The sequence below is a fragment of the Micromonospora deserti genome (assembly GCF_003236335.1).
Lineage (GTDB): Bacteria > Actinomycetota > Actinomycetes > Mycobacteriales > Micromonosporaceae > Micromonospora > Micromonospora deserti.
The window spans coordinates 1-5,961 of record NZ_POUB01000327.1 but is presented as its reverse complement, the minus strand read 5'-3'; the positions used below and the strand labels follow the sequence as shown (position 1 = coordinate 5,961).

Below are 5,961 nucleotides of genomic sequence, written 5' to 3'. Positions count from 1 at the left end.
GCTGGGCGGGCGCCGGGCTCGGCATGGGGCTGCTCTACCCGTCGCTGTCGGTGCTCACCCTGGAGCTGTCGGCCCCCGGCGAGCAGGGGCGCAACAGTTCGTCGTTGCAACTGGGCGACTCGCTCTTCGCGGCGACCGTGCTGGCGCTGACCGGCGCGGTGCTCGCCGCCGGGGCGGCACCGGGCCCGGGCAGCTACGCGGGGACCCTCACGGTGGCGTCCGGCCTGGCACTGGCCGGGGTGCTGCTCGCGGGGCGGGTGGTGCCCGGGCGGCAGCCCGCGACCTGAGCGCGGAGACCCTGGCGGGCAGCCGGGGCGATGCGCCGAATCGCCTCTGCTCCCGGTGGGCAGCCGGGAGGATGGGCGGGCGATGAACTTCCTGACCATCCTGCCGATGGCCGTGGTGATGGTCGCCGGGACGCAGCTGGTCGCGGCGGTATTCCTCGCCTCGGCCGACCGGCCGCGAGCCGCTTCGCTCGGCTACCTGGCCGGCGCGGCGCTCGTGGTCGGCGGCGGGGTGACGGCGAGCTGGCTGGTCACCCGCAGCATCAAGATCAGTGTCGCCGGCGCCGACCACGGTGGACGGAACCCGATCGAGACCCGGATCGACCAGGTGGTGCTGGTACTGCTGGTCGCCCTGGCGGTGATCGTCTTCCTGCGGCGGCACTCCGCCGGCCCGCCCGCGTGGATGGGGCGGCTCCAGCGGGCCGGCCCCGGCTACGCGGTCAAGCTCGGCGTGCTGCTCTTCCTGGGGATGCCGGCGGACGACCTCACCATGATCACCGTGGGAGCGACGGCCGCCCGGCACGACCTGGCGTGGTGGCACCTGCTGCCGTTCGTCCTGTTCACCCTCGGGCTGCTGGCCCTGCCCCTGCTGTCGCTGCTGCTGCTCGGCCACCGGGCCGAGGCGGTGCTGCCCCGGATCCGCGACGGCGCGGCGCACCACTCCTGGCTGGTCAGCGAGATCGTCATCGGGTTCTTCCTGGCGATGACCGTCGTCGACCTGCTGCGGTGAGCTGCCACGCCGCCGTCGCGGCACCCGGACCCGGGCGGGGCACCTGGCCGACACGTACGGGGGAACCGGCCGAAGATGAGCGGTCCACCCGTTCACGTTCGGCCTACCGTGACGCCATGTTCGCCATGGTCACCACGGTCATCCTTTACTGCGCCGGCTTCATCTTCCTGTACGGCGTCATCCGGCTCGCGATCCGCCACGCCCTGGAGGAGATGGAGGTGCGCCGGGTCCAGGCCGAGCGGGCCGAGGAACTGGCCGCCGCCCGGGACCGGACGCTGCTCCGCGAGAACGGCTTCCTCACCGGCAGCTGACCGGGCGGTGGGCGCCGCGGGCCGGGTGGTGCGAGGATCGCACCGTGATGGGGACGCTGAAGACCGAACCCGCCCGCACCCGACCCGACCTGCTGGCCCCGCCGGTCGCCGCCGCCCTCGCGCAGTGGCCCGCCGACGCACCGGTGGACGTCGACGACGTGCTGGTGGCGCCGATCGACGCCGAACTCGCCGACACCGCCGCCTTCTGCGCGGCGTACGAGGTGGGGCTGGACGTGTCGGCCAACTGCGTGGTGGTCGCCGGCAAGCGCGAGGGGGTCGTCCGGTACGCGGCCTGCGTGGTGCTGGCCACCACCCGGGCCGACGTCAACGGGGTGGTCCGCCGGGCGTTGGACGTGCGCAAGGCGAGTTTCGCGCCGATGACCGACGCGGTGGAGCTGACCGGCATGGAGTACGGCGGGATCACCCCCATCGGACTGCCGGAGCAGTGGCCGATCCTGGTCGACGCCCGGGTGATCGCCACCCCGCACGTGATCGTCGGGTCCGGCGTACGGCACAGCAAGATAGTGCTGCCCGGGCCGGCGCTCGGCGCGCTGCCCGCCGCCCGTGTGCTGGCGGACCTGGCCCGGCCGGCCTGACGCCCGGGTCAGCCGGCGGCGGACTCGCGGCGGTCGACCTCGGCCAGCGCGGCGAGCAGCGTCTCCGGCTCCTGCGCACCCGTGACCGCGTACTTCCCGGCGAGCACGAACGTCGGCACGCTGGTCACGCCGAGCTGCCGGGCGGCGGCCAGTTCCGCGGTGAGCTGCTCGACCCGTTCGTCGGAGTCGAGGAAGCGGCGCGCTTCGGCGCCGTCGAGCCCGGCCTCGGCGGCGAGCGCGGCGAGCGCGTCCCGGGAGCCGACGTCGATCCCGTCGGTGAAGTGGGCGCGGTAGAGCGCGTCGACCGTCTCGGCGGCCCGGCCCTGGTCGCTGGCCCAGGAGATCAGGCGGTGCGCGTCGAAGGTGTTCGCCGCGACGGCCCGGTCGAAGTCGAGCTTCAGGCCGGCGCCGGCGGCCACCCCGGCGACGTGGGTCGCCATCTGCCGGGCCTGGTCCGGCCCGCCGAACTTGTCGGCCAGCGCGTCCAGCAGCGGGCGCGGCCGGGGCACCGGCGACGGGTCAAGCTGGAACGGCCGGTAGTGGACGGTCACCTCGCCGTCGTACGACGCGAGGGCCTGCTCCAGCCGGCGCTTGCCGATGTAGCACCACGGGCAGACCACGTCCGCGTAGATCTCGATCTCCATAACCGGTGGCAACCCGCTGGTCAGCCGATCTGTTCCCGGACCTGGCGCTTGAGCCGGGCCAGGATGGCGGTGCCGCCCCGCACCCGCAGCGGGCTGATCGCCTGGGCCAGGCCCATCCGCTGGTAGAGGTCGTCGGGGACGGCGAGCACCTGCTCCGGGGTCGCCCCCGCCAGCCCTTCGGCGAGGATCCCGGCGAACGCCCGGGTGGTGGGCGCCTCCGGCGGGCAGTCGAAGAGGGTCTCCACGGTGCCTTCCGGTGTCACCCGGGCGCGCAGGAAGAACGCGGTCTGGCACTCCGGGACCTGCTCCATCCCCTCCCGGTCCTGCCCGGCGGGCAGCGGCGGGATGACGTCGGCGTACTCCAGCAGCATCTCCAGCACCACGTCGCGCGGGGCGGCGGCGAACTCGTCGACGATCTCGGCCAGCCTGGCCGGCATGGATGGCATGCCCCGAGGCTACCGCCGCCGCCGGCTCGGGCCGCCGGGCCGCCGGACCCGCCCTCAGGCGGTCGGCGCCTGCTCGCTGATCTCGCTCAACGCCGACTGGGGGTCGAGCTGCATCGCGAGGTCGCCGAGGGAGACGATGCCGACCAGCTTGCGGTCGCTGTCGCAGACCAGTACCCGCCGGATGCCGCGCTCGCGCATCAGGACCGCCGCCTCACCCGCCGTCGAGTGCTGCTCGATCATCACCACCTCGCGGGTGATGATCGACCCGATCGTGGTGGTGGCCGGATCGGCCCGTTCGGCCACCGCCCGGACCACGATGTCCCGGTCGGTGAGCATGCCGGCGAGGCTGGCACCGTCGGTGACCACCACGTCGCCGATGTCGGCCTCCTTCATCACCCTGGCCGCCTCGTCCAGGGTGGTCTCCGCGGGCAGGTAGATGACCTGCTTCGTCATCACGTCGCTGACCCGGTAACCGGTCATTGGGAGCCTCCAGAAGACCATCCGCCGATCGGGGAGCGGTACCCGGTGACGCGGTGGCTACACCACGTCCGGCCGATGTCGGCGCACCTCGTCGAGCAGTCGGTCGACCAGCTCGTCGACGGGCAGCTCGGTGCGCTCGTCGGTGGCCCGGTCGCGCAGTTCGGCGTACCCGTCGGCGACGCGGCGGCCGAGCACGACGGCGCGCGGGATGCCGACCAACTCGGCGTCGGTGAACTTCACCCCGGCCGAGACGTGCGTCCGGTCGTCGACCAGCACGCGCAGGCCCGCGGCGGCCAGCCGCCCGCCGAGGTCGAGCGCCGCGTCGAGCTGCGGCCCCTTCCCGGCCGCCACCAGGTGTACGTCGCACGGCGCGACCGCCGCCGGCCAGACCAGCCCCCGCTCGTCGTGGTGCTGTTCGGCGATCGCCGCCACCGCCCGGGACACCCCGATGCCGTAGCAGCCCATAACGGGCCGGACCGGTTTGCCCTGCGGCCCGAGTACGTCGACGGCGAAGGCGTCGGTGAACCGGCGGCCCAGCTGGAAGATGTGCCCGATCTCGATGCCCCGGCGCATGGTCAGCTCGCCGGTGCCGCAGGCCGGGCACGGGTCACCCGGGCGCACCTCGGCCGCCTCGATCATGCCGTCGGGCACAAAGTCCCGGCCGCTGACCACCCCGGTTGCGTGCCGGCCCGGCTCGTTCGCGCCGGTCAGCCAGGCGGTGCCGGGCACCACACGCGGGTCGACCAGGTAGCGGACGCCGAGCTTGGCCATGATCTGCGGGCCGATGTAGCCACGGACCAGCTCGGGGTGGGCGTCCCAGTCGTCGAAGACCGCGACGGTGGCCGGATGCAGGGCCGCCCCGACCCGCTTCAGGTCCACCTCGCGGTCGCCGGGCAGCCCGATCACCAGCAGTTCGGCCGCCTCGGCACCCGGCCGGCGTACCGTCAACACCACGTTCTTCAGGGTGTCGGCGGCGGTCCAGTCCGCCCGGCCGCCCAGGCGGCGGGTGTTGGCCAGCTCGACCAGTGAGGCGATGGTCGGCGTCTCCGGGGTGTCGTGCACCTCCGCCGGCGGGTGCGCCTCCGGGTCACCGGGCAGCGGGGCGGGCGCGGTGACCGCCTCGGTGTTGGCGGCGTAGTCGCAGGCCGTGCAGCCGGCGAAGGTGTCCTCGCCGACCGGGGTGGCGGCCAGGAACTCCTCCGACGCGGAGCCACCCATCGCCCCGGACATCGCGTGCACCACGGTGTAGTCGAGGCCGAGCCGGTCGAAGACCCGCCGGTACGCGGCCCGGTGCCGGTCGTACGCCGCCTGGAGTCCCGCCTCGTCGAGGTCGAACGAGTACGCGTCCTTCATCAGGAACTCGCGCCCGCGCAGCAGGCCGGCCCGGGGGCGGGCCTCGTCGCGGAACTTGGTCTGGATCTGGAACAGCGTCACCGGGAAGTCCCGGTACGAGGTGAACACGTCCTTCACCAGCAGCGCGGCCAGCTCCTCGTGGGTGGGCGCGAGCAGGTGCTCGGCGCCGCGCCGGTCGGCGAGGGTGAAGATGTCGTCGCCGTACTCCGCCCACCGCCCGCTGGTCCGGTACGGCTCCGCTGGCAGCAGCGCCGGGAAGTGCACCTCCTGGTCGCCGATGGCGGCCATCTCCTGCCGGACCACCTCGGTGACCCGGTCCAGCACCAGCTTGCCCAGCGGCAGCCAGGTGTGGCCGCCCGGGGCGGCGCGGCGGACGTAGCCAGCGCGCAGCAGGAGCCGGTGGCTCGGCACCTCCGCGTCCGCCGGGTCCTCGCGCAGGGTCCGGAGCAGCAGGGTCGACATGCGCAGCAGCACTGACGCAGCGTACGGCGGGCGCGGCCGGGCCGGCGATCCAATTCGCCCACCCGCTCTTGAGCCACGCAAATCGCCGTATCCGACCGGCCGGGACACCGCACTTCCAGGAACACACCAACCCAGCCGCCGCGCCTGCGGCTACCTGGGGACGGTCGCGGCCGTTCATCTGACTGGGTGTCGTTTGCGTTTGCCGGTGCGGAGGCCGAAGGCGCTCGCTCGTCCCCAGCGGCCGGGGATGTCCACTAGTTCGATGCGGTTGATGGATGGTGGTAGGACGGGGTCGGTGGCGAGGTGGTTCTCGTGGGGGTCGAGGCCGAGCATGGTGCGGAGGAGCAGTAGGGGGGCTCCGGCGGACCAGCCTTGTGGGCTGCACGCGGTGGGGTATTCGACGGGGTAGTTGGTCAGGGCGCGGTCGTAGCCGGCGAAGGCTTCGGGCAGGCGGCCCTGGAAGTGGGTCGAGGCTTGGATGATGCCTTCGGCGATGCGTGCTGCTTCCTCGCGGAAGCCGTAGCGCGACAGCCCCCAGGCGATGATGGAGTTGTCGAACGGCCAGACGGTGCCGACGTGGTAGCCGACGGGGTTGTAGCGGGCTTCGGTGTTGGCGAGGGTGCGGACGCCCCAGCCGGAGAACATGGCGGGGCTC

The 5,961-nt window shown here is 73.4% G+C and carries 8 protein-coding genes and 1 pseudogene; 4 read left to right on the top strand and 5 right to left on the bottom strand.

What is annotated here, in order from left to right; genetic code table 11:
* The 4 genes and pseudogenes from C1I99_RS28345 to C1I99_RS28330 form a co-directional block, all read left to right on the top strand.
* A pseudogene (locus tag C1I99_RS28345) lies at nucleotides 1-287 on the top strand (MFS transporter); the annotation flags it as partial.
* 82 nt (nucleotides 288-369) lie between these two features.
* Nucleotides 370-1,014: a GAP family protein gene (locus C1I99_RS28340; protein ID WP_111137266.1), complete on the top strand. Its 645-nt coding sequence runs from the start codon at nucleotides 370-372 to the stop codon at nucleotides 1,012-1,014.
* Between the two features lie 116 nt (nucleotides 1,015-1,130).
* Nucleotides 1,131-1,325, top strand: coding sequence for a hypothetical protein (locus C1I99_RS28335; protein WP_111137265.1), 195 nt, complete (start codon nucleotides 1,131-1,133; stop codon nucleotides 1,323-1,325).
* A 47-nt stretch (nucleotides 1,326-1,372) separates the two neighbouring features.
* On the top strand, nucleotides 1,373-1,921 hold the full coding sequence (locus C1I99_RS28330; protein ID WP_111137264.1) for a YbaK/EbsC family protein: 549 nt from the start codon (nucleotides 1,373-1,375) through the stop codon (nucleotides 1,919-1,921).
* Between the two features lie 8 nt (nucleotides 1,922-1,929).
* Here the strand turns inward: C1I99_RS28330 and C1I99_RS28325 are convergent, their stop codons facing one another.
* From C1I99_RS28325 to C1I99_RS28305, 5 genes are all read right to left on the bottom strand, one after another.
* The gene (locus C1I99_RS28325) at nucleotides 1,930-2,565 is read right to left on the bottom strand and encodes a DsbA family oxidoreductase (RefSeq protein WP_111137263.1); all 636 of its coding nucleotides are present in this window, start codon (nucleotides 2,563-2,565) and stop codon (nucleotides 1,930-1,932) included.
* A 20-nt stretch (nucleotides 2,566-2,585) separates the two neighbouring features.
* Nucleotides 2,586-3,011 carry a SufE family protein gene (locus C1I99_RS28320; protein ID WP_111137262.1) on the bottom strand — a complete coding sequence of 142 codons (426 nt, stop codon included), beginning with the start codon at nucleotides 3,009-3,011 and terminating at the stop codon, nucleotides 2,586-2,588.
* A 54-nt stretch (nucleotides 3,012-3,065) separates the two neighbouring features.
* A complete protein-coding gene (locus C1I99_RS28315) occupies nucleotides 3,066-3,491 on the bottom strand; it encodes a CBS domain-containing protein (RefSeq protein WP_111137261.1) in 426 nt (141 codons plus the stop codon).
* A gap of 57 nt (nucleotides 3,492-3,548) precedes the next feature.
* Complete coding sequence (locus tag C1I99_RS28310) at nucleotides 3,549-5,318, bottom strand: proline--tRNA ligase (RefSeq protein ID WP_111137260.1); 1,770 nt, start codon at nucleotides 5,316-5,318, stop codon at nucleotides 3,549-3,551.
* A 162-nt stretch (nucleotides 5,319-5,480) separates the two neighbouring features.
* On the bottom strand, nucleotides 5,481-5,961 hold a 481-nt coding region (locus C1I99_RS28305; protein WP_369122449.1), incomplete at its 5' end, for an amylo-alpha-1,6-glucosidase.

What these genes read in the sequence shown, in the direction of transcription:
- C1I99_RS28340 (WP_111137266.1), top strand. Translation starts at nt 370, where the DNA reads ATGAACTTCCTGACCATCCTGCCGATGGCCGTGGTGATGGTCGCCGGG.
- C1I99_RS28335 (WP_111137265.1), top strand. Translation starts at nt 1,131, where the DNA reads ATGTTCGCCATGGTCACCACGGTCATCCTTTACTGCGCCGGCTTCATC.
- C1I99_RS28330 (WP_111137264.1), top strand. Translation starts at nt 1,373, where the DNA reads ATGGGGACGCTGAAGACCGAACCCGCCCGCACCCGACCCGACCTGCTG.
- C1I99_RS28325 (WP_111137263.1), bottom strand. Translation starts at nt 2,565, where the DNA reads ATGGAGATCGAGATCTACGCGGACGTGGTCTGCCCGTGGTGCTACATC.
- C1I99_RS28320 (WP_111137262.1), bottom strand. Translation starts at nt 3,011, where the DNA reads ATGCCATCCATGCCGGCCAGGCTGGCCGAGATCGTCGACGAGTTCGCC.
- C1I99_RS28315 (WP_111137261.1), bottom strand. Translation starts at nt 3,491, where the DNA reads ATGACCGGTTACCGGGTCAGCGACGTGATGACGAAGCAGGTCATCTAC.